The following is a 17,481-nucleotide window of genomic DNA, read 5'->3' as shown; positions in this document are numbered from 1 at the left end:
CCGCCGGAGACGGGTCAGCGCGCGCCGGCGCCGACGGCGTCGAGCAGCCGTGCCGTGACCGCGTCGACCTCGCCGATGCCGTCGACGCGCGCGAGCAGCCCGCGCTCGGCGTAGACGTCGCTGATCGGCGCCGTCTGCTCGGCGTACACGTCGAGCCGGTGGCGGATGACGTCCTCGGTGTCGTCCTCGCGGCCCTCGATCTCGGCGCGCTTGAGCAGACGCTCGGCGACGACCTCGGGGTCGGCGGTGATCTCCACGGCGAGGTCGAGCGAGAGCCCGGCGTCCGCGAGGATCGCGTCGAGCTCCGCGACCTGCGCGACGTTCCGGGGGTAGCCGTCGAGCAGGAAGCCCGAGGCCGTGTCGGGCTCGGCCAGCCGGTCGCGCACCATCGCGTTCGTGACCTCGTCGGGGACGAGCGCGCCGCGGGAGGAGTACTCCTGCGCCCGGCGCCCGAGCTCCGTGCCGCCCTTGATGTTGGCCCGGAAGATGTCGCCGGTCGAGATGGCGGGCACGCCCAGCTTCTCGGCGAGGCGGGCCGCCTGCGTGCCCTTGCCCGCTCCGGGCGGGCCGAGCAGGACCAGACGCGTGCTCATCGGAGGAACCCTTCGTAGTGGCGCTGCTGGAGCTGCGACTCGATCTGCTTCACGGTCTCGAGGCCGACGCCCACGACGATGAGGATCGACGAACCACCGAACGGGATGTTCTGCCCGACGCCCATCACGATGAACGCGATCGTCGGGATCAGCGCGACCACGGCGAGGTACAGCGAGCCCGGCGCGGTGATGCGCGAGATCACGTAGCTCAGGTAGTCCGCCGTGGGCCGGCCGGCCCGGATGCCGGGGATGAAGCCGCCGTACTTCTTCATGTTGTCCGCGACCTCGTCCGGGTTGAACGTGATCGCCGTGTAGAAGTAGCAGAAGAAGACGATGAGGACGACGTACAGCACCAGGTGCAGCGGCGCGTCGTACGCGGCGAGGTTCACCGACACCCACCGGACCCAGCCCGCGGTCTGGTCACCGAACTGCGCGATGATCCCCGGGATCGCCAGGAGCGACGAGGCGAAGATGATCGGGATGACGCCCGCCATGTTGATCTTGATCGGGATGTAGGTGCTCGAGCCGCCGTACATGCGGCGACCGACCATCCGCTTGGCGTACTGCACCGGGATGCGGCGCTGGCTCTGCTCGACGAAGACGACGAGGCCGATCACCAGGACGATGATCGCGAGCACCACGATGAACTTGGTGACGCCGTTGTTGCCACCGGCGATCGACCACATGGCGGTCGGGAAGCTCGCGGCGATCGAGGTGAAGATCAGCAGGGACATGCCGTTGCCGACGCCCCGCTCGGTGATGAGCTCGCCGAGCCACATGATCAGGCCGGTGCCCGCGGTCATCGTGATGACCATGATGACGAGCGTGATCCAGGAGGAGTCCGGGATGACGTCCACGGTGCAGCCCGTGAACAGGCGCCCGCTGCGCGCGATCGTGATGACGGTCGTGGACTGCAGGATCGCCAGGGCGATCGTCAGGTACCGCGTGTACTGCGTGAGCTTCGCGGTGCCGGACTGCCCCTCCTTGTGCAGCTCCTCGAACTTCGGGATCACCACGCGCAGGAGCTGCACGATGATGCTCGCCGTGATGTACGGCATGATCCCGAGCGCGAACACCGACAGCTGCAGCAGCGCGCCGCCGCTGAACAGGTTGACGAGGCCCATCAGGTCGTTGCCTGAGCCCATCTCGTCGATGCACTGCTGCACGTTGGGGTAGGACACCCCAGGCGTGGGCAGGAAGGATCCGATGCGGAACACGACCATGATGCCGATCGTGAAGAGCAGCTTCCGCCGCAGGTCGGGCGTCCTGAACGCCCGCACGAATGCGCCTAGCACCTGTCCTCCATGTAGCCGCGACTAGCGGCGTGTCGTCAACCCTGACCCGAGCACGGCCGCGGGCAAGACTACCCTCTGCCGGCACGGGCTCCGGCCCGTGGCCGCCCCGTGGTGCCTCCACCGCGGGGGCGAGCGCCTTCTCGAGCCGTTTCGGGCCGTCCCGAACCCTTTCAGCACCCCCCGCCGCCGCCACGGAGGCGGCGCGCCGGCTCGGCGGGTCCCGGTCCCGGCCCCGGTACCGCTCCGACGTCGGCGTCGGAACAGTCCGGAACGAGAGACGGTCCGGGTCGTCGAACGACCCGGACCGTCCTCGTGTGCGCGCTCAGCGCGCGATGTCAGCCCTCCGCGACGGAGCCGCCGGCGGCCACGATCTTCTCCTTGGCGGACGCGGAGTACGCGTCGACCGCCACGGAGACCTTGACCGTGAGCTCACCGGTACCCAGCACCTTCACGGGCTGGCCCTTGCGGACCGCGCCCTTCGACACCAGGTCGGCGACCGTCACGTCGCCACCGTCGGGGTACAGCGCCGAGAGCTTGTCCAGGTTGACGACCTGGTACTCGACGCGGAACGGGTTCTTGAAGCCCCGGAGCTTCGGCAGACGCATGTGGAGCGGCATCTGGCCACCCTCGAAGCGTGCCGGCACCTGGTAGCGCGCCTTGGTGCCCTTGGTACCACGGCCCGCCGTCTTGCCCTTGGACGCCTCGCCACGGCCCACGCGGGTCTTGGCGGTCTTGGCGCCCGGAGCGGGACGCAGGTGGTGCACCTTGAGCGTGCCGCCGGCACCCGGCTTCGCCGCGTCCTCGGCCGCCTTCTTGGCGGCAGCGGACTGCGTCGTGGCCGGGGCCTTGTCGGCGGCCTTGGCGGGAGCCTTCTTGGCGGCCGGCTTCGCGGCAGCCTCGGTGGCCTCGGTCGTGTCCGCCTTGGCGGCCGCCGTCTTGCTCGCGGCCTTCTTGGCGGGGGCCTTCTTCTCGGCAGCGGCCTCGGTCGTCGCCTTCGCGGCCGGAGCCTTCTTGGCGGCGGCCTTGGGCGCGGCCTCGGTGGCGGCCTTGTCCTTCTTCTCGTCAGCCATGGTCACTCGACCTCCTCGACCACCACGAGGTGCTGCACGGTGTTCACCATGCCGCGGATCTCGGGACGGTCCTCCTTGACGACGACGTCGCCGATGCGCTTGAGACCAAGCGTGCGGAGCGTGTCGCGCTGGTTCTGCTTGCCACCGATGCCGGAGCGCTTCTGCGTCACCTTGAGACGGGCCATCACGCACCCACCTTCTCGGCGGCCTTCGCCGCCTGGCCGGCGGCCTGGGCGCGCAGGAGCGGCGCCGGGGCGACGTGCTCGAGCGGCAGGCCACGGCGCGCGGCCACGGCCTCCGGCTGCTCGAGGCCACGGAGCGCCGCGATCGTCGCGTGGACGATGTTGATCGCGTTCGACGAGCCGAGCGACTTGCTCAGCACGTCGTGGATGCCGGCGCACTCGAGCACCGCGCGGACCGGACCACCGGCGATCACACCGGTACCGGGCGCCGCGGGGCGCAGGAAGACGATGCCGGCAGCGGCCTCGGCCTGGATGGGGTGCGGGATCGTGCCCTGGATGCGCGGGACGCGGAAGAAGTTCTTCTTCGCCTCCTCGACACCCTTGGCGATCGCCGCGGGCACCTCCTTGGCCTTGCCGTAGCCGACACCGACCGTGCCGTCGCCGTCACCCACGACCACGAGGGCCGTGAAGCTGAAGCGGCGGCCACCCTTGACGACCTTGGCCACGCGGTTGATCGTCACGACGCGCTCGAGGAACGCGCTCTTCTCTGCAGCGTCGCCGCGGCGACCGCCACCGTCACGACGACCGCCGTCGCGGCGCTCGCCGCCGGTGCCCTGAGCACCGGTGTTGCTGCGTGCAGGTGCAGCCATCAGTGAGTCCTCTTCTTCTGGTTCGTCGTGGTCACAGCGACAGACCGCCCTCGCGGGCACCGTCGGCGACCGCGGCCACACGGCCGTGGTACTTGTTGCCGCCGCGGTCGAACACGACCGCGTCGACGCCCTGGGCCTTCGCGCGCTCGGCGACGAGCTCGCCGACCTTCTTGGCCTTGGCGGTCTTGTCGCCGTCGCCCGCGCGCAGGTCCTTCTCGAGCGTCGAGGCCGACGCGACCGTCTGGCCGATCGAGTCGTCGACGACCTGCGCCGTGATGTGCCGCGCGGAGCGGGTCACGACGAGACGCGGACGGGCCGGCGTGCCGACGACCTTCTTGCGCAGGCGCAGGTGACGGCGCTGACGCGCGATCGACTTGCCCTTGCCCTTGATGCTGATCGCCATGGCTTACTTCCCAGCCTTTCCGACCTTGCGGCGCACGTTCTCGCCCGCGTACCGCACGCCCTTGCCCTTGTACGGCTCGGGCTTGCGGATCTTGCGGATGTTCGCGGCGACCTCGCCGACCTGCTGCTTGTCGATGCCCTGCACCGAGAAGCGGGTCGGGGCCTCCACGGCGAAGGTGATGCCCTCCGGCGGCGAGACGACGACCGGGTGGCTGAAGCCGAGGGCGAACTCGAGGTCCGAACCCTTGGCGGTCACGCGGTAACCGGTGCCGACGATCTCGAGCTTCTTGGTGTAGCCCTCCGTCACGCCCGTGACCAGGTTGGCCAGCAGCGTGCGGGTGAGGCCGTGCAGCGAGCGCGACGTGCGCTCGTCGTTCGGACGGGTCACGACGAGCGTGCCGTCCTGCTGCTCGACCTGGATGGGCGACGCGATCGTGTGGGAGAGGGTGCCCTTGGGGCCCTTCACCGTGACGACGGCGCCATCGATGTTCACGTCCACCCCGGCCGGGACCGGGACGGGAATCTTGCCGATACGAGACATGGCTTGGCTCCTTCCTGGTCTCAGATCACCAGACGTAGGCGAGGACTTCCCCACCCACGCCCTTCTTGGCCGCCTGCTTGTCGGTGAGCAGGCCGGAGGACGTGGACAGGATCGCCACGCCGAGGCCGCCGAGCACCTTGGGCAGGTTGGTGGACTTGGCGTAGACGCGCAGGCCCGGCTTGGACACGCGCTTCACGCCGGCGAGCGCACGCTCGCGGCTGGGGCCGTACTTCAGCTCGACGACGAGGTTCTTGCCCACGGGGGCGTCCTCGACCTTCCAGCCGGAGATGTAGCCCTCGGCCTGCAGGATCTCCGCGATGTGCGACTTGAGCTTCGAGAACGGGATCGTCACCGTGTCGTGGTGCGCCGAGTTCGCGTTGCGCAGACGTGTCAGGAAGTCTGCGATCGGGTCGGTCATGGTCATGGGGGCTTCCGCCCTTCCTCGCCGGGGTATCCCGGCCCCCACCCGACGTGCGGGTGGCGGCCGGGACCTACCGACGCTCGTACCTACTGAGGATTACCAGCTGCTCTTGGTGACGCCGGGGAGCTCGCCGCGGTGGGCCATCTCCCGCACGCAGATGCGGCACAGGCCGAACTTGCGGTACACCGAGTGCGGACGGCCGCAGCGCTGGCAGCGCGTGTAGCCACGCACCGCGAACTTGGGCTTCGCGTTGGCCTTGTTGATCAGAGCGGTCTTCGCCATGGGTCAGTCCTCCTTGAACGGGAAGCCGAGGAGCTTGAGGAAGGCGCGACCCTCGTCGTCGGTGTCCGCCGTGGTGACGACCGTGATGTCCATGCCGCGGACGCGGTCGATCTTGTCCTGGTCGATCTCGTGGAACACGGACTGCTCCACGAGGCCGAACGTGTAGTTGCCGTGCCCGTCGAACTGCTTGGCCGACAGCCCGCGGAAGTCGCGGATGCGCGGCAGCGCGGTCGAGAGCAGGCGGTCGAGGAACTCCCAGGCCCGGTCACCGCGCAGCGTGACGTGCGCGCCGATCGGCATGCCCTCACGCAGCTTGAACTGCGCGATGGACTTGCGGGCCTTGGTGACCTGCGGCTTCTGGCCCGTGATCTGGGTCAGGTCGCGGATCGCGCCCTCGATGAGCTTCGAGTCCTTGGCGGCGTCGCCGACGCCCATGTTCACGACGACCTTCACCAGGCGCGCGACCTGGTTGATGTTCTCGTGGTCGAACTGCTCGAAGAGCGCCGAGCGGATCTCGTCGTTGTACTTCGTCTTGAGGCGCGGCAGGGCCGGTGCCTCCACGGTCGTCTCGGTCATCTCAGACGTCCTTCCCGGAGCGCTTGGCGACGCGGACGCGAACCGTCCGCGTCCGGCCGTCACGCTCGACCTGCTCGGTGCGGTAGCCGACCCGGGTGCCTCGCTTGGTCTCCGGGTCCACGAGCATCACGTTGCTGATATGGATGGGCGCCTCGACGGTCTCGATGCCACCGGTGCGGGTACCGCGCGCGCTCTGGCCGGCCTTGACGTGCTTCTGCACGCGCTGGACGCCCTCGACGACGACGCGCTGCGTCTCGGTGAGGACCTCGAGGACGCGGCCCTCCTTGCCCTTGTCACGGCCCGAGATGACGACGACGAGGTCGCCCTTCTTGATCTTCGCCATGGTCAGAGCACCTCCGGAGCGAGCGAGATGATCTTCATGAACTTCTTGTCACGCAGCTCGCGGCCGACGGGACCGAAGATACGGGTGCCGCGGGGCTCCCCGTCGTTCTTGAGGATCACGGCCGCGTTCTCGTCGAACTTGATGTACGAGCCGTCGGGGCGGCGGCGCTCCTTGCGGGTGCGCACGATCACTGCCTTGACGACGTCGCCCTTCTTGACGTTGCCGCCCGGGATGGCGTCCTTGACGGTGGCGACGATGACGTCACCGATCCCGGCGTAGCGGCGGCCGGAACCGCCGAGCACACGGATGCAGAGGATCTCCTTGGCACCCGTGTTGTCGGCGACGCGAAGCCGCGTCTCCTGCTGGATCATCTACCTACTCCTGTCGTCTGGCGGGTTCTCGCCGGTCGCGGTGAGCCGCGGCCCGAGCCTGGCCGAACGGATAGTTGCCGTGATGCACACGTCGCGGCGGGGTCGCTCCCAGGTCCCCTCTCGGGTGACCTGACCAGCTCCCCCGCCGCCCGTGGGCAACTGGGTGGCCGCCGGACGGCGGCCGTTGTCACGCAGCCGAAGCCGCGCGATCTTACTTGGCCTTCTCCAGGATCTCCACCAGGCGCCAGCGCTTGGTCGCGCTGAGCGGGCGGGTCTCCATGATGAGGACCAGGTCGCCGATGCCGGCGGTGTTCTGCTCGTCGTGCGCCTTCACCTTGGAGGTGCGGCGCAGGACCTTGCCGTAGAGCGGGTGCTTGACCCGGTCCTCGACCTCGACCACGACGGTCTTGTCCATCTTGTCGCTCACGACGTAGCCACGACGCGTCTTGCGGTACGCGCGGTGCTCGGCCGTGGCGGTGGTGTGCTTCTCAGTCATGTCAGCCTCACTCGCTCGCGGTCGGAGCGGTCCGGATGCCGAGCTCGCGCTCGCGCAGGATCGTGTAGATCCGGGCGATGTCGCGGCGCACGGCCTTGAGACGCCCGTGGCTCTCGAGCTGGCCGGTCGCGGACTGGAAGCGGAGGTTGAACAGCTCCTCCTTGGCCTTCTTCAGCTCGGCGACCAGCTTCTCGTCGTCGAAGGCGTCCAGCTCGCTGGGAGCCAGGTCCTTGGTTCCGATAGCCATCAGTTACCACCCTCGCGAACCACGAAACGGGTCTTCATCGGGAGCTTGTGCTGCGCGCGGCGCATGGCCTCACGCGCGAGCGGCTCCGGGACGCCGGCGAGCTCGAACATCACTCGACCCGGCTTGACGTTGGCGATCCACCACTCGGGCGAGCCCTTGCCGGAACCCATGCGGGTCTCGGCGGGCTTCTTCGTCAGCGGGCGGTCGGGGTAGATGTTGATCCACACCTTTCCACCGCGCTTGATGTGGCGGGTCATGGCGATACGAGCAGCCTCGATCTGCCGGTTGGTGACGTAGGCGGGCTCGAGAGCCTGGATGCCGTAGTCGCCGAAGGAGATCGTCGTGCCACCGGTCGCGGCGCCGGAGCGCCCGGGGTGGTGCTGCTTGCGGTGCTTCAGCCTGCGCGGGATCAGCACGGCTCAGGCCTCCGTTCCGGTCTCAGGGGTCGGGGTCGACTCGACCGGCGCCTCGGCAGCGGGAGCCTGGGGCTCACGCTCGCGACGCGGGGCGCCGCCGCGCGGGCCACGGTCACCACGGTCACCGCGGTCGCCGCGCGGGCCACCGCGGGACGGACGCGGAGCCTGGCTCGCCTGCTCGCGGGCGTACTCCTTCTCGGTCATGTCGCCCTTGTAGACCCACACCTTGACGCCGATGCGACCGAACGTCGTGCGGGCCTCGAAGAACCCGTAGTCGATGTTCGCGCGGAGCGTGTGCAGCGGCACCCGACCCTCGCGGTAGAACTCCGTGCGGCTCATCTCCGCGCCGCCGAGACGGCCGGAGACCTGCACGCGGATGCCCTTGGCGCCGGCGCGCTGCGCGGACTGGATGCCCTTGCGCATGGCGCGACGGAAGGACACGCGGCTCGCGAGCTGCTCGGCGATGCCCTGGGCGACCAGCTGAGCCTCGAGCTCGGCGTTCTTGACCTCGAGGATGTTGAGCTGGACCTGCTTGCCCGTGAGCTTCTCGAGCTCGCCGCGGATGCGGTCGGCCTCCGCGCCACGACGCCCGATCACGATGCCCGGACGCGCGGTGTGGATGTCGACGCGGACGCGGTCACGCGTGCGCTCGATCTCCACCTTCGCGATGCCCGCGCGCTCGAGACCCGTGCTCATGAGCTTGCGGATCTGGACGTCCTCGCGGACGTAGTCGCGGTAACGCTGACCCGGCTTGGTCGAGTCGGCGAACCACCGCGACCGGTGGTCGGTGGTGATGCCCAGGCGGTACCCGAGCGGGTTGACCTTCTGACCCACGTCAGGACCGTCCCTTCGTCTCACGCTCCGCGACGACCACGGTGATGTGGCTCGTACGCTTGAGGATCTGGCTGGCACGGCCCTGCGCACGCGGCCGGAACCGCTTCAGGGTCGGGCCCTCGTCGACGAAGACCTCCGAGATGTAGAGGTTGGCCTCGTCGACGCGCTCGCTGTTGCGCTTGGCGCCCTCGACCGCGTTCGCGATCGCCGACTGCACCGTCTTGAGGACGGGCTCCGCGGCCGCCTGCGGCGCGAACTTCAGCACCGCGACGGCCTCCCCGGCCTGCTTGCCACGGATGAGGTCGACGACGCGTCGGGCCTTCTGGGGCGTGACGCGGACGAACCGCGCCTTCGCCTTGGCTTCCATCGTGTCTGCTCCTGTCTCTGCCGTCAGGGCGTCACCAGCTGACCCGGGGGTCAGCGGCGACGGCCCTTCCGGTCGTCCTTCTCGTGGCCGCGGAACGTCCGCGTCGGGGCGAACTCGCCGAGCTTGTGCCCGACCATCGCCTCCGTGACGAACACCGGGGTGTGCTTGCGGCCGTCGTGCACCGCGAAGGTGTGGCCGAGGAAGTCCGGCGTGATGACCGAACGACGCGACCACGTCTTGATGACGTTCTTCGTGCCGGCCTCGTTCTGGACGTCGACCTTCTTCTGCAGGTGGCCGTCGACGAACGGGCCCTTCTTGAGGCTGCGAGGCATTCTCTCGGGCTCCTATCAGCGCTTCTTGCCGGTGCGCCGACGGCGCACGATGAGCTTGTCGCTCGGCTTGTTCGGACGGCGGGTACGGCCCTCGGCCTGGCCCCACGGGCTGACCGGGTGGCGACCACCGGAGGTCTTGCCCTCACCACCACCGTGCGGGTGGTCGATCGGGTTCATCGCGACACCACGGACGGTCGGGCGCTTGCCCTTCCAGCGCATGCGGCCGGCCTTGCCCCAGTTGATGTTCGACTGCTCGGCGTTGCCGACCTCGCCGATCGTCGCGCGGCAGCGCAGGTCGACGTTGCGGATCTCGCCGGACGGCATGCGCAGCTGCGCGTACGGGCCGTCCTTCGCGACGAGCTGCACCGACGTCCCCGCCGAGCGCGCGATCTTCGCACCGCCACCGGGCCGGAGCTCGATGGCGTGGATGACCGTACCGGTGGGGATGTTGCGCAGCGGCAGGTTGTTGCCGGGCTTGATGTCGGCGCCGGCACCGGCCTCGACGACGTCGCCCTGCGACAGCTTGTTCGGCGCGATGATGTAGCGCTTCTCGCCGTCCGCGTAGTGCAGGAGCGCGATGCGCGCCGTGCGGTTGGGGTCGTACTCGATGTGAGCGACCTTGGCCGGCACGCCGTCCTTGTCGTGACGACGGAAGTCGATCACGCGGTAGGCACGCTTGTGACCGCCACCGTGGTGGCGCGTGGTCACCCGGCCGGTGTTGTTGCGGCCACCCGACTTGGTCAGCGGGCGGACCAGCGACTTCTCCGGCGTGGAGCGCGTGATCTCGACGAAGTCCGCCACGCTCGAGCCACGACGGCCCGGGGTGGTCGGCTTGTACTTACGAATTCCCATGAGTCCTCAGTCCTCTCGGGCCGCTCAGCCGACCGGTCCGCCGAAGATGTCGATCGTGCCCTCGCGGAGGGTGACGATCGCACGCTTCGTGTCCTTGCGGCGGCCGGTGCCGAATCGGGTCCGACGGGCCTTGCCCTGACGGTTGGCGGTGTTGACCGAGTCGACCTTCACGCCGAACACCTGCTCGACGGCGATCTTGATCTCGGTCTTGTTCGCACGCGGGTCCACGAGGAACGTGTACTTGCCCTCGTCGAGGAGGCCGTAGCTCTTCTCGGAGACGACCGGCGCGATCAGGATGTCGCGGGGGTCCTTGCCGACGTTGGTCACTTGGCCTCCTCCTCAGCAGCAGCCTCGGTCGAGGTCGCCGTGGCCTTGGAGCCCTTGGCCGGGCCCGCGAGGAACGCGTCGAGCGCGCCCTGCGTGAAGACCACGTCGTCCGAGATGAGGACGTCGTAGGTGTTGAGCTGGTCAGCGACGAGCAGGTGGACCCGCTCGACGTTGCGCAGCGACTTCCACGTGATCTCGTCCGAGCGCTCGACGACGACCAGCACGTTCTTGCGGCCCGACAGGTTGTCGAGCACGGCGAGCGCGGACTTCGTCGACGGCGCGGTGCCCGGCGCGAAGCCCGACACGACGTGGACGCGGCCGGCGCGAGCGCGGTCCGAGAGAGCACCGCGGAGCGCCGCGGCCTTCATCTTCTTGGGGGTGCGCTGGCTGTAGTCACGCGGCGTGGGGCCGTGGACGACGCCACCACCGGCGAACTGCGGCGCACGGGTCGAGCCCTGACGGGCGCGGCCGGTGCCCTTCTGCTTGTACGGCTTCTTGCCGCCACCACGGACCTCGCCACGGCTCTTCGTGTCGTGGGTGCCCTGGCGAGCCGCCGCGAGCTGCGCGACGACGACCTGGTGGATCAGCGGGATGTTCGTCTGGGCGTCGAAGACCTCGGCGGGCAGGTCGGCCGTACCGGCCTTCTTGCCCTGGGGGTCCAGGACGTCGACGGTCAGCGTGTCGCTCATGGAGGTCACGCACCCTTCACAGCGGTACGCACGACGACGACGCCACCCTTGGGGCCGGGAACGGCACCCTTGACGAGCAGGAGGCCCCGCTCGGCGTCGACCGCGTGCACGGTCAGGTTCTGGGTGGTCTGACGGGCGACGCCCATCCGACCGGCCATCCGCAGGCCCTTGAACACGCGCGACGGCGTCGACGCGCCACCGATCGAGCCCGGCTTGCGGTGGTTGCGGTGCGCACCGTGGGACGCGCCGACGCCGGAGAAGCCGTGACGCTTCATCACACCGGCGGTGCCCTTGCCCTTGGTGGTGCCGATGACGTCGACGAGCTGACCGGCCTCGAAGGCGGTCGCGTCGAGCTCCTGGCCGAGCGTGAACTCGGCAGCGTTCGGCGTGCGGATCTCGGCCACGTTCCGGCGCGGGGTGACCCCGGCCTTCTCGAAGTGGCCCTTGAGCGGCTTGGTGACCTTGCGCGGGTCGATCTGGCCGAAGGCCAGCTGGACAGCCGCGTAGCCGTCAGCCTCAGCGGAGCGGACCTGCGTCACCACGTTCGTGCCGACCTCGACGACCGTCACCGGAACGAGGCGGCCTGCCTCGTCCCAGAGCTGGGTCATGCCGAGCTTGCGGCCGAGCAGCGCCGTGACGGGGCGCGCGTTCTGCTGGGTAGCCATGAGGATCAGTTCCTTCCCAGCGATCAGAGCTTGATCTCGATGTTCACGTCCGCGGGCAGGTCGAGACGCATGAGCGAGTCGACGGCCTTCGGCGTGGGGTCGATGATGTCGATGAGCCGCTTGTGCGTACGCATCTCGAAGTGCTCGCGGCTGTCCTTGTACTTGTGGGGCGACCGGATGACGCAGAAGACGTTCTTCTCCGTCGGCAGCGGCACCGGACCCACGACCGACGCACCAGCGCGGGTCACCGTGTCGACGATCTTGCGCGCCGAGCTGTCGATGACCTCGTGGTCGTAGGACTTGAGCCGGATGCGGATCTTCTGTCCCGCCATGGCGTCGTCTACTTCTCTCTCTCGAACCGGTCCGTCCGACCCCCGCGCTCGGGCGTGTCGCTCTTCGCGACGCACCTGGGCGCTGCGTACCGTTCCCGGTACGAGGTCGGTGGTTGTCGTCGAGCCGCCACCGCCGGGTTCACCCCGGGGCCTTGCAGCTCGCCACGTCTGTCGGCCCAGCATCAGGCGCGCACGAGGGCACACCCGTAGCGGGCAACCTGAACAGTGTGCCAGAGGTGGACCCCGATCTCCAACCCGCCCCGGTGTGACCCGCACGTCACCGACCCCGGACCGCCACCCTCCCCCTCGCGAGCCGGCACCGCTCGTCCGCGCACCCGTGATCCCTCCGGCTCACGACCCTCGGAGCCGGAGCGACCGCGGGGTCGCGGGCAGACAGTGCGGGCCGAGAGGGTTGACGGGCCGGGACGGGACTGGGAACGTTGCCCGCATCCCTCGATGTTGACGTCACCACTCCTGCCGGATGGTGACGTCACCATCAGCCGCCGCGCGCGGCGTCCACTCAGTGACGAGTGCAGGAAGGCAGTCATGACACGCAGGAGCCCCGGCAAGGCCACGGCACGACCCCGACCCCGATCCGCCCTCGCCTCCGTGCTGTGCGCGGCGCTCGCGACCTCCGGTGCCGTCGCGGTCACCGCCGTCGCGGCCGCCCCCGCTACCGCGGCGTCGTCGGTCACCATCACCCCCAACCCCGCGTACGCAGGCGCGCCGTTCGAGGGCTGGGGCAACTCCCTGGTCTGGTTCGCCAACGCGACGGGCGACTACCCGGACGCGCTCCGCGACGAGCTGTTCGAGCTCGTCTTCGGCGCGGACGGGCTCAACATGAACGTGGCCCGCTACAACGTCGGCGGTGGCCGCGCGTCCGACGTCGGCGACTACTTCCGTCAGGGCGCGGCGGTCGACGGCTACTGGGCGCAGGACACGTCGACCGACCCGGACAGCCTCTACGGCGCGCTCACCACGAACCTCGCGGACCACCGGGCGCTCGCCGCCGCGTGGGACCCCGACGACGAGGCCAGCTACGACTGGTCCCAGGACGCGACCCAGCGCTGGTGGCTCGAGAAGCTCGCGAACGAGCGCGACGACCTGGTGCTCGAGGGCTTCGCCAACTCCCCGCCGTGGTTCATGACGAGCTCCGGCTACACCTCGGGCGGCGCGAGCGCGACGAGCGAGCAGGTCCTCGCCACCGACGGCGTGCCGGCCAAGTTCACGGCGTACCTGACCCGGGTGGTCGAGCACCTCGAGGACACCTACGGCGTCGAGTTCCAGTCCGTCGACCCGTTCAACGAGCCGTGCACCGGCTACTGGTCCACGCCGACCGGACGCCTGGCCGACGGCATCACGCCCTTCACGAACGCCGTCAAGAAGCCGCAGGAGGGCGCGCAGATCTGCCCCGGCACCGGCGCGGGCCAGCAGCAGAGCCTGGTCGGGCTGCTCGCCGACGACCTCGCGGCGTCCTCGTCGGACGCCGTCGTCTCGGCCAACGACGAGACGAACCCCGGCAACTTCAACACCGCCTGGGCGCAGTACGACGAGGGCACGCGCGCGGACGTCGGGCAGATCAACGTCCACAGCTACGGCACCAACGGCATCGCCCAGGCCCGCGACTACGCGCTGGCGGCCGACAAGACGCTGTGGATGTCCGAGACGGGCGGCGACTTCGTCGGCTCCGGCTTCGACCCCGTGAGCATCAACGGCGCCCTGGGCCTCGCCCAGAAGATCACCTCCGACCTGCGCACGCTCCAGCCGGACGCGTACGTGCTGTGGCAGGAGGTCGAGGACTTCTACAACATGGAGAAGGGCGAGAAGCTCAACTGGGGCTCGGTCTTCGTCGACTTCGACTGCGAGTACGTCGACGCCGCGGGTGACGTGCTCGACCCGGCAGACGCCGCGAGCGCCGTCGGGTTCAAGTCGCAGCGCCGGGTCGCGGACGCCCTCGCGGCGGGCGACGACGTCGCCTCCGTCGAGGACTGCCACATCGTCACGAACTCCAAGTTCGACGCGATGCGCAACTTCATGCACTACATCACGGCCGGTGACCGCCTGGTGCCGACGGACGACGCGGCCTCGACGGCCGCCGTCGACGCGGACGGCACCGGCGCGAGCATCGTGCACACCAACGCCGCGACGACCGAGCAGACCGTCACGGTCGACCTGACCGGGTTCGGCACGATCGCGTCCGACGCCACCGTGACGCCGGTGGTCACGACGCAGGCGGCCGACGTGGACGACACGTCGACCGCGCTGGTCGAGGGCACGCCCGTCGCGGTGGACGCCGCGAGCGGCACCGCGACGCTGACGATCCCCGCGCGGTCCGTGGTGACGTTCGTCGTCGACGGCGTCTCCGGTGTGGCCGACGAGGCGAACCCGCTGGTCGACGGCGGTCGCTACCAGGCCGTCGGCGTGCAGAGCGGCAAGGCGCTCGCGCGCTCGGACGCCGCCACGCTGCAGATCAAGGCCCTCGCCACCACCGCGGCGGCGCTGCCCGCGCAGGAGTGGGTGGTGCACGAGACCACCGCCGCCGGCGCCCCCACGTCGCGGCGGACGTTCGCGCTCGAGAACGCCTCCGACGGGAGCTTCCTGGGCGCCACCAGCGCCGGCACCCGGTTCGAGCAGGTCTCGCTCGAGACCGCGCGGTCGGCGGCGACGACGACCTGGCACCTGGTGACGCTCGACGGCACCACGTGGTCGCTCGTCAACGACGCCACCGCGTCCTCGCTCGACGTCGGGGGGCAGTCCACCGCGGACGGCGCGCCCGTCGGCATCTACGGGTCCAACGGCGGCGCCAACCAGCTCTGGACGTTCCGGTCGACCGACGCGACGCCCACGACGAGCCCGCTCTCGCTGCGCACGACCATCGGCACCCCCGCCGCGCTCCCGGCGACGATCGTTCCCACGTACGCCTGGGGCGACGGCGTCGCGACGCCCGTCACGTGGGACGCCCCCGCCGACGCCTGGGACCGCGCCGGCACGGTGACGGTCACCGCCACCGGCACGGACATCTACGGCAACGCCGTCACCGCGACCGCAGTGGTCCAGGTCGGCGACGTGGTGGCCACCGACCCGGTCTCGATGACCGTCGTCGCCGGCACGAGCGTCGGCCTCGTCGGGCGCGCCGCTCCGGCGACGGTGCCCGCGCAGGTCGGCACCGCCTCCGCGCGCTTCGACGTCCCGGTCACCTGGGACCTCGACGCGCTCGACGCCGACGCGTTCGCCGAGCCGGGCGTCGTCACGGTCGCCGGCACGGTGAGCGCCGAGGCGACCGGGTCGGTCGCGGTCGACGCGACGCTGCACGTCGTCGTGACGCCCGCGGCGACGACCGCCGAGAACGTCGCGCTCACGTCGACGCCGTCGGCGACCTACACGGAGCCGGGGTACCCGGCCTCCCGGACCGTCGACGGGGACCGGACCGACAAGGGCTGGTCCAACTGGCGCGGCGGGACCAAGAACACGAGCGACACGCTCACGTACGTCCTGGCGCAGGAGCGCGTGCTGACCGAGGCGCGCCTCTACTTCTTCAAGGACGGCTCGTCGTCCACCTGGCCCACGACGGTCACCACGCAGTACCGGGACGCGGGCACGCAGGCGTGGCAGACCCTCTCCCCGCCCGTGACGCTGGCCGACCAGGCGACGGCGCCCGTGGCCACCGTGGACCTGTCCGGGGCGACGGCCGACGCCGTGCGCTTCGTGCTCGCCGCACGGGACGCGACGCACCTGATCGTGTCCGAGACGGAGATCGACGCGGTGGCGCCTGCCGCCTCGTCGGTGTCCTCCCTGGCCCGGCTGTCCGTGGACGGCGTCGACGTCAGCGGCTTCGACGCGCAGACCACGGCGTACGACGTCCCGGCACGCGGCTCCGCGCCGCGCGTCGTCGGTGTCCCGACCGACGCGTCCGCGACCGTGACGACGGAGCGCTCGGGCGACACGGTGACGCTCACGGTCACGGCGGTCGACGGCTCCGCGACGACGTACACCGTCGTGCTGGACCTGACCGTCGGCCTGACGGCGGTGCACGTCGAGGGCAGCCCGGTCGCCGGGCAGGAGCTGACGGCCGCGGCGACCACCGACCCGGTCGACGCCGCGCTCACGTACCAGTGGGCGGTCGACGGGCAGGACGTGCCGGGCGCCACCTCGGCCACCTGGACCCCGGGGCTCGAGCACGTCGGCTCCGCGGTCACCGTCACGGTCACCGCGACGGCGGAGGGCTTCGGCCCGACGACGAGCACGTCGGCGCCCGTCGAGGTGCTCGACGGCCGGGCCGCCAGCTCGGTCGCGCTGGTCACCTCCGCCACGAAGGTCGTGGAGGGCGCGACGGTGCGCGTGACCGCCACGGTCACGTCCGACGCCGCGTCCGCGCTCGCGGGCGGGACGGTCGAGCTGCGGGACGGTGCCGCGGTGGTGGCGTCGGCCGAGGTGGGTGCCGACGGCACCGCCCGGTTCACGCTCGACGACCTGGCCGTGGGCACCCACGCGCTCTCGGCCGCGTTCCGGCCCGCCGCTGCGGCGCAGACCCAGGTCGCGCCGTCCTCGTCGGCCACCGTCGCGGTCACGGTCGTCGTCCGGGTGGTCGCCTCCACGACGACGCTGAAGGTGGTCCCGGCCGCGCCGACCACGACCACCCGTCCCGTCGCGAACGTGACGGTGCGGACCGGCACGTCGCCGGCCGCCGGCAAGGTCACCGTCACGGTGAAGCGCGGCTCGACGACGGTGAAGACGCTGACGCAGCGCCTCACCGGCGGCCGGGCGGCGGTGCGGCTGCCCGCGCTCACCACGCCGGGCACGTACACGGTCACCGCGAGGTACGCCGGTCAGACCGGGGTGCGGGCCTCGTCGGCGACGACCAAGGTCACGGTGCGGCGGACGACCGTCACCACGGTGCGCGTCGCGTCGACCGTCCGGTCGACCGCGCGTGCCACCGTGGCGGTCAAGGTCACGGGCAAGCCTGCGGCCACGATCACCGGCAAGGTCACGGTGCGCGTGTACCGGGGCGGCAAGCAGGTCGCCGTCCGCGGCGCGACGCTGTCGCGCTCGGCGGCGAGCGTCACGCTCCCCCGGCTCACCCCCGGCACGTACACGGTCCGCGCCGTGTACGCGGGCACGTCGACCGCGGTGCCGTCGACCTCGGCGACGGCGTCGTTCCGGGTCGTGCGCTGACGGTCGACCGTCAGCAACCCCCTCCG

The 17,481-nt window shown here is 70.5% G+C and carries 24 protein-coding genes; 1 reads left to right on the top strand and 23 read right to left on the bottom strand.

Annotated features, from left to right (window positions below; genetic code table 11):
- Nucleotides 1–14: 14 nt before the first annotated feature.
- From KIN34_RS08570 to rpsJ, 23 genes are all read right to left on the bottom strand, one after another.
- Nucleotides 15–593, bottom strand: coding sequence for an adenylate kinase (locus KIN34_RS08570; RefSeq protein ID WP_214349257.1), 579 nt, complete (start codon nucleotides 591–593; stop codon nucleotides 15–17).
- Complete coding sequence (secY, locus tag KIN34_RS08565) at nucleotides 590–1,888, bottom strand: preprotein translocase subunit SecY (protein WP_214349254.1); 1,299 nt, start codon at nucleotides 1,886–1,888, stop codon at nucleotides 590–592. Before secY ends, KIN34_RS08570 begins: the two co-directional genes overlap by 4 nt.
- A 335-nt stretch (nucleotides 1,889–2,223) precedes the next feature.
- The gene (gene rplO, locus KIN34_RS08560; protein ID WP_214349251.1) at nucleotides 2,224–2,958 is read right to left on the bottom strand and encodes a 50S ribosomal protein L15; all 735 of its coding nucleotides are present in this window, start codon (nucleotides 2,956–2,958) and stop codon (nucleotides 2,224–2,226) included.
- Nucleotides 2,959–2,960: 2 nt separating this feature from the next.
- Complete coding sequence (gene rpmD / locus KIN34_RS08555) at nucleotides 2,961–3,143, bottom strand: 50S ribosomal protein L30 (RefSeq protein ID WP_214349248.1); 183 nt, start codon at nucleotides 3,141–3,143, stop codon at nucleotides 2,961–2,963.
- Nucleotides 3,143–3,790, bottom strand: a complete 648-nt coding sequence (rpsE, locus tag KIN34_RS08550) for a 30S ribosomal protein S5 (RefSeq protein ID WP_214349246.1) — start codon at nucleotides 3,788–3,790, stop codon at nucleotides 3,143–3,145. The genes rpmD and rpsE overlap by 1 nt, the downstream gene beginning before the upstream one ends.
- A gap of 31 nt (nucleotides 3,791–3,821) precedes the next feature.
- A complete protein-coding gene (gene rplR, locus KIN34_RS08545; protein ID WP_214349243.1) occupies nucleotides 3,822–4,193 on the bottom strand; it encodes a 50S ribosomal protein L18 in 372 nt (123 codons plus the stop codon).
- A 3-nt stretch (nucleotides 4,194–4,196) separates the two neighbouring features.
- Entirely contained in the window at nucleotides 4,197–4,733 is a 537-nt protein-coding gene (gene rplF / locus KIN34_RS08540; protein ID WP_214349240.1) for a 50S ribosomal protein L6, read from the bottom strand.
- 25 nt (nucleotides 4,734–4,758) lie between these two features.
- Nucleotides 4,759–5,157 (bottom strand): 30S ribosomal protein S8, encoded by a 399-nt coding sequence (gene rpsH / locus KIN34_RS08535; protein WP_214349237.1) that lies wholly within the window; start codon nucleotides 5,155–5,157, stop codon nucleotides 4,759–4,761.
- 93 nt (nucleotides 5,158–5,250) lie between these two features.
- On the bottom strand, nucleotides 5,251–5,436 hold the full coding sequence (locus tag KIN34_RS08530) for a type Z 30S ribosomal protein S14 (protein ID WP_048342538.1): 186 nt from the start codon (nucleotides 5,434–5,436) through the stop codon (nucleotides 5,251–5,253).
- Nucleotides 5,437–5,439: 3 nt separating this feature from the next.
- Complete coding sequence (gene rplE / locus KIN34_RS08525) at nucleotides 5,440–6,012, bottom strand: 50S ribosomal protein L5 (RefSeq protein WP_214349234.1); 573 nt, start codon at nucleotides 6,010–6,012, stop codon at nucleotides 5,440–5,442.
- 1 nt (nucleotide 6,013) lies between these two features.
- Entirely contained in the window at nucleotides 6,014–6,355 is a 342-nt protein-coding gene (gene rplX, locus KIN34_RS08520) for a 50S ribosomal protein L24 (protein WP_214349231.1), read from the bottom strand.
- A gap of 2 nt (nucleotides 6,356–6,357) precedes the next feature.
- A complete protein-coding gene (gene rplN, locus KIN34_RS08515) occupies nucleotides 6,358–6,726 on the bottom strand; it encodes a 50S ribosomal protein L14 (RefSeq protein ID WP_048342535.1) in 369 nt (122 codons plus the stop codon).
- Between the two features lie 211 nt (nucleotides 6,727–6,937).
- Nucleotides 6,938–7,222, bottom strand: coding sequence for a 30S ribosomal protein S17 (gene rpsQ / locus KIN34_RS08510; RefSeq protein WP_214349228.1), 285 nt, complete (start codon nucleotides 7,220–7,222; stop codon nucleotides 6,938–6,940).
- A gap of 7 nt (nucleotides 7,223–7,229) precedes the next feature.
- Complete coding sequence (gene rpmC / locus KIN34_RS08505; RefSeq protein ID WP_214349225.1) at nucleotides 7,230–7,469, bottom strand: 50S ribosomal protein L29; 240 nt, start codon at nucleotides 7,467–7,469, stop codon at nucleotides 7,230–7,232.
- Entirely contained in the window at nucleotides 7,469–7,885 is a 417-nt protein-coding gene (rplP, locus tag KIN34_RS08500; RefSeq protein ID WP_214349222.1) for a 50S ribosomal protein L16, read from the bottom strand. Before rplP ends, rpmC begins: the two co-directional genes overlap by 1 nt.
- A 3-nt stretch (nucleotides 7,886–7,888) precedes the next feature.
- A complete protein-coding gene (gene rpsC / locus KIN34_RS08495; protein WP_214349219.1) occupies nucleotides 7,889–8,719 on the bottom strand; it encodes a 30S ribosomal protein S3 in 831 nt (276 codons plus the stop codon).
- A 1-nt stretch (nucleotide 8,720) separates the two neighbouring features.
- The gene (gene rplV / locus KIN34_RS08490) at nucleotides 8,721–9,086 is read right to left on the bottom strand and encodes a 50S ribosomal protein L22 (RefSeq protein WP_214349216.1); all 366 of its coding nucleotides are present in this window, start codon (nucleotides 9,084–9,086) and stop codon (nucleotides 8,721–8,723) included.
- A gap of 50 nt (nucleotides 9,087–9,136) precedes the next feature.
- Nucleotides 9,137–9,418 carry a 30S ribosomal protein S19 gene (gene rpsS / locus KIN34_RS08485; RefSeq protein WP_013882860.1) on the bottom strand — a complete coding sequence of 94 codons (282 nt, stop codon included), beginning with the start codon at nucleotides 9,416–9,418 and terminating at the stop codon, nucleotides 9,137–9,139.
- Between the two features lie 15 nt (nucleotides 9,419–9,433).
- Entirely contained in the window at nucleotides 9,434–10,270 is an 837-nt protein-coding gene (gene rplB / locus KIN34_RS08480; protein ID WP_013882859.1) for a 50S ribosomal protein L2, read from the bottom strand.
- Nucleotides 10,271–10,294: 24 nt separating this feature from the next.
- A complete protein-coding gene (gene rplW, locus KIN34_RS08475; protein ID WP_214349211.1) occupies nucleotides 10,295–10,597 on the bottom strand; it encodes a 50S ribosomal protein L23 in 303 nt (100 codons plus the stop codon).
- Entirely contained in the window at nucleotides 10,594–11,286 is a 693-nt protein-coding gene (rplD, locus tag KIN34_RS08470) for a 50S ribosomal protein L4 (protein ID WP_214349208.1), read from the bottom strand. Before rplD ends, rplW begins: the two co-directional genes overlap by 4 nt.
- Nucleotides 11,287–11,291: 5 nt before the next feature.
- Nucleotides 11,292–11,951: a 50S ribosomal protein L3 gene (rplC, locus tag KIN34_RS08465; RefSeq protein WP_214349205.1), complete on the bottom strand. Its 660-nt coding sequence runs from the start codon at nucleotides 11,949–11,951 to the stop codon at nucleotides 11,292–11,294.
- 23 nt (nucleotides 11,952–11,974) lie between these two features.
- The gene (gene rpsJ / locus KIN34_RS08460; protein WP_013117879.1) at nucleotides 11,975–12,283 is read right to left on the bottom strand and encodes a 30S ribosomal protein S10; all 309 of its coding nucleotides are present in this window, start codon (nucleotides 12,281–12,283) and stop codon (nucleotides 11,975–11,977) included.
- A gap of 546 nt (nucleotides 12,284–12,829) precedes the next feature.
- On the opposite strand from rpsJ, the gene KIN34_RS08455 reads away from it, so the two are divergent.
- Nucleotides 12,830–17,455: an Ig-like domain repeat protein gene (locus tag KIN34_RS08455; protein WP_214349202.1), complete on the top strand. Its 4,626-nt coding sequence runs from the start codon at nucleotides 12,830–12,832 to the stop codon at nucleotides 17,453–17,455.
- Nucleotides 17,456–17,481: the final 26 nt, after the last annotated feature.

The sequence above is a fragment of the Cellulomonas fulva genome (genome assembly GCF_018531375.1).
Lineage (GTDB): Bacteria > Actinomycetota > Actinomycetes > Actinomycetales > Cellulomonadaceae > Cellulomonas > Cellulomonas fulva.
The sequence above is the reverse complement of the archived record's forward strand: the minus strand, read 5'-3'. Positions and strand labels throughout refer to the sequence as shown.

Coding starts and splice junctions, on each gene's coding strand:
- rpmD (WP_214349248.1), bottom strand. CDS start 3,143: ATGGCCCGTCTCAAGGTGACGCAGAAGCGCTCCGGCATCGGTGGCAAG.
- KIN34_RS08455 (WP_214349202.1), top strand. CDS start 12,830: ATGACACGCAGGAGCCCCGGCAAGGCCACGGCACGACCCCGACCCCGA.
- rplR (WP_214349243.1), bottom strand. CDS start 4,193: ATGGCGATCAGCATCAAGGGCAAGGGCAAGTCGATCGCGCGTCAGCGC.
- rplC (WP_214349205.1), bottom strand. CDS start 11,951: ATGGCTACCCAGCAGAACGCGCGCCCCGTCACGGCGCTGCTCGGCCGC.
- rpsQ (WP_214349228.1), bottom strand. CDS start 7,222: ATGACTGAGAAGCACACCACCGCCACGGCCGAGCACCGCGCGTACCGC.
- rplD (WP_214349208.1), bottom strand. CDS start 11,286: ATGAGCGACACGCTGACCGTCGACGTCCTGGACCCCCAGGGCAAGAAG.
- rplO (WP_214349251.1), bottom strand. CDS start 2,958: ATGGCTGACGAGAAGAAGGACAAGGCCGCCACCGAGGCCGCGCCCAAG.
- rpsE (WP_214349246.1), bottom strand. CDS start 3,790: ATGGCTGCACCTGCACGCAGCAACACCGGTGCTCAGGGCACCGGCGGC.
- KIN34_RS08570 (WP_214349257.1), bottom strand. CDS start 593: ATGAGCACGCGTCTGGTCCTGCTCGGCCCGCCCGGAGCGGGCAAGGGC.
- rpmC (WP_214349225.1), bottom strand. CDS start 7,469: ATGGCTATCGGAACCAAGGACCTGGCTCCCAGCGAGCTGGACGCCTTC.
- rpsS (WP_013882860.1), bottom strand. CDS start 9,418: ATGCCTCGCAGCCTCAAGAAGGGCCCGTTCGTCGACGGCCACCTGCAG.
- rpsJ (WP_013117879.1), bottom strand. CDS start 12,283: ATGGCGGGACAGAAGATCCGCATCCGGCTCAAGTCCTACGACCACGAG.
- KIN34_RS08530 (WP_048342538.1), bottom strand. CDS start 5,436: ATGGCGAAGACCGCTCTGATCAACAAGGCCAACGCGAAGCCCAAGTTC.
- rplB (WP_013882859.1), bottom strand. CDS start 10,270: ATGGGAATTCGTAAGTACAAGCCGACCACCCCGGGCCGTCGTGGCTCG.
- rplV (WP_214349216.1), bottom strand. CDS start 9,086: ATGGAAGCCAAGGCGAAGGCGCGGTTCGTCCGCGTCACGCCCCAGAAG.
- rplF (WP_214349240.1), bottom strand. CDS start 4,733: ATGTCTCGTATCGGCAAGATTCCCGTCCCGGTCCCGGCCGGGGTGGAC.
- rplN (WP_048342535.1), bottom strand. CDS start 6,726: ATGATCCAGCAGGAGACGCGGCTTCGCGTCGCCGACAACACGGGTGCC.
- rplX (WP_214349231.1), bottom strand. CDS start 6,355: ATGGCGAAGATCAAGAAGGGCGACCTCGTCGTCGTCATCTCGGGCCGT.
- rplE (WP_214349234.1), bottom strand. CDS start 6,012: ATGACCGAGACGACCGTGGAGGCACCGGCCCTGCCGCGCCTCAAGACG.
- rpsH (WP_214349237.1), bottom strand. CDS start 5,157: ATGACCATGACCGACCCGATCGCAGACTTCCTGACACGTCTGCGCAAC.